The sequence below is a fragment of the Saccharopolyspora pogona genome (genome assembly GCF_014697215.1).
GTDB classification, from domain to species: Bacteria; Actinomycetota; Actinomycetes; order Mycobacteriales; family Pseudonocardiaceae; genus Saccharopolyspora; species Saccharopolyspora hattusasensis.
The window spans coordinates 1-1879 of the sequence record NZ_CP031142.1 but is presented as its reverse complement, the minus strand read 5'-3'; the positions used below and the strand labels follow the sequence as shown (position 1 = coordinate 1879).

Below are 1879 nucleotides of genomic sequence, written 5' to 3'. Positions count from 1 at the left end.
CACAACCACCCAACCCCAACGCCGCCACACCACATGGCAGCAACGATGTATGCGGGAATCAGCCCTTGGAACCACCGGCGCGGTGACGCACAAAAACCCGATAGCCGGGCGACCTCAGCCGCCCGGCACCCGAACCACAAAACGCCTCTCACAACGAGAACACGGCTCCTTCAAGCAGCAAGGTTCACCACGCCACTCAATCCATGAAGACGTCGCTGACGGATATACTCGCGAGTGACAGGGGAACTACAGCACGTATTCGTAGCGGCCGGGCGGAGTGGACGTCCCTCCGACACACCGCCCGGCCGCACCCCCAACGACGAGGACTACACATCCTGCGGGCCGGACAGATACTCCAGGACGCGGTGCACGGTTACCGCATCCAGAGGTGCAGGCAGGCGGTCGGCGGTGTGGATGTGGGCCAGCAACTGTTCGTCGGGAGCCAACCCGTGCTGCTCCAGGTAGTAACAGACGATGTCCGGCCAGATCCACACCCCATCGGAACGGAAACTCACCGGCACCACAGACCCCCGCGACCGATCCACCACATCATCCATTGTGGAATCCGTATCCAGGATCACAGTGCCGGCACGAAGGTAGTCCAGCACCCGGTCCCGCTCCACCGCATCGAGCAGCCGCAGGTGATCCTCCTCGAACACCGGCTCCCCGGCCTCATCGACACCATCAAAGACACGCGCCAAGCTCAACCCGACAGGCTCAGTCGCCGCCCACACCAACCGGCCATAAGACCGCGCCGCCCGCTGATACACCGGCACCTCACCACCCGGCACCACCACCTCCACCCGCGGCACACCGGAACCCGCCACCACCAGCGCCCGCTGAAGCCGACCCGTCAACCCCACCGGATCGACACCACTTCCGGCCTCCACCACATACACCGGCAACCACGGCCCCTGACCACTGACCGGGCCACGCCACGCACACCACAACCCCCGGACACCAGCGGTATCCGACAACACCGCCACCAACCCAGCCACCCCCGCACCATCGACACCCACAGGCTCGCTTGGCGTGCCGGTGAAATGCCACGCCAGAACCCGCTGCTCATCACCGATCGGGATACGGCTGAACATCGAGGTCGCGGAGCCGGGCAAGAACTCGGCCAGTACACCCATCTGCCGTAAGGACAGCGCCACACCACCAGCAGCCAACTCCTGACACACCGACTCAGCAACCTGGCCGATCGCGCCCTCCGCCAACCGCTGCCGAGCCGTCGCAAGAAACTCATCCGACACCCGGCCGGCAAGCCCCAGCAACACATCATGCATCCCTACCACGCGCTCATCACCAACGGACACGTTCCGTCCTTCCATGGGGCACCACCCCCAGCTCATCAAACATCACGACCCCGATCCACGTGCGGGCCAGTACGGATAAACCTCCGCGGGCTTGTCAGGCCAACGCCTGGTCCTGGAAACCATCAACGCCTCGCCCAGATCAGCCTTACCAGTAAGCTCGCCGAGCGGGTTTTCCTCGGTGAATTCCATCCACCCACCGTTGCTGGGACGGAATTGAACGTGACCGGTTTGATCCGTTTCGTAAACGCCGGTGAGCAGACGCCCGTCGTCCGTCTTGTACAAGTGCTGCACCGTCGCCAATACCGGTCCCTTCATGAGCTCACACACCTCTGCCAGCAGCCCAGCGGGAGCACCGGGAATCGCCAGCAACGTCCACAAGTCGCGTAGCGAGAGCCCGCGCGCCAGCGCTGGGTCGACACGGCGGAACTCGAGCCACTGTGCGAACCCTTGGAAATCGATCTCGTCGCCATTCCGGAGGAGAATCCCGTCACCGTTCGGCCCTAACCGGGCCACGACGAGACTCGCGTCCTTGTACAACTGGTACGAGTACGCCTCGGCGA

The 1879-nt window shown here is 64.0% G+C and carries 1 protein-coding gene and 1 pseudogene; both read right to left on the bottom strand.

Annotated elements, in window-relative coordinates; translation table 11 throughout:
• Positions 1-326: 326 nt before the first annotated feature.
• Positions 327-1319, bottom strand: coding sequence for a hypothetical protein (locus DL519_RS00010; RefSeq protein ID WP_223838270.1), 993 nt, complete (start codon positions 1317-1319; stop codon positions 327-329).
• Positions 1320-1361: 42 nt separating this feature from the next.
• Positions 1362-1879 (bottom strand): annotated as a pseudogene (locus DL519_RS00005) (hypothetical protein); the annotation flags it as partial.